Source organism: Paenibacillus sp. 2TAB26, from assembly GCF_052115145.1.
Taxonomy (GTDB): domain Bacteria; phylum Bacillota; class Bacilli; order Paenibacillales; family Paenibacillaceae; genus Pristimantibacillus.
In genome coordinates, this window is the sequence record NZ_JBFRGC010000084.1 from 1 (window position 1) to 569 (window position 569).

A 569-nucleotide genomic window follows, 5' to 3' on the forward strand; every position below is an offset into this window, starting at 1 on the left:
AAGTCGTAACAAGGTAGCCGTATCGGAAGGTGCGGCTGGATCACCTCCTTTCTAAGGAAATACCCGGACCCGATGAGGTTCGGATAAACTTGGCAGTTTATCGCTTACTCGTTGTCAGTTTTGAAAGATTAATCATCTTTCAAAGGAAGTCCAAAGGGAATACCTATGGGCCTTTAGCTCAGCTGGTTAGAGCGCACCCCTGATAAGGGTGAGGTCGGTGGTTCGAGTCCACTAAGGCCCACCATTATCGACTCTGAGAAGTCGGTACCCATATTAAATTTGGGGCCATAGCTCAGCTGGGAGAGCGCCTGCCTTGCAAGCAGGAGGTCAGCGGTTCGATCCCGCTTGGCTCCACCAAAAGAATACTTGTACATTGAAAACTGGATAACGAAAGAAAAAGAATTGCTGAAACATCCTTTAAGCTACATTGATTTAATTGTTAGTGAAGGTTGTTCGTGATTGATGCGACTTCTTTTCGTTTTGTTTCAACCATTTGATGTCTTAGGAGATCAGAGAAACAAAATGAAAACGGCGCACAAGCCGAATCAACCGGAACGATAGGTTAAGCT

2 tRNA genes and 1 rRNA gene are annotated in these 569 nt (G+C 45.5%); all 3 read left to right on the forward strand.

Going from position 1 to position 569, the window contains the following annotated elements:
- A 16S ribosomal RNA gene (locus AB4Z50_RS35930) occupies positions 1-51 on the forward strand; the annotation flags it as partial.
- Between the two features lie 116 nt (positions 52-167).
- Positions 168-244: transfer RNA gene (locus AB4Z50_RS35935), tRNA-Ile, on the forward strand.
- 37 nt (positions 245-281) lie between these two features.
- Positions 282-357: transfer RNA gene (locus AB4Z50_RS35940), tRNA-Ala, on the forward strand.
- Positions 358-569: the final 212 nt, after the last annotated feature.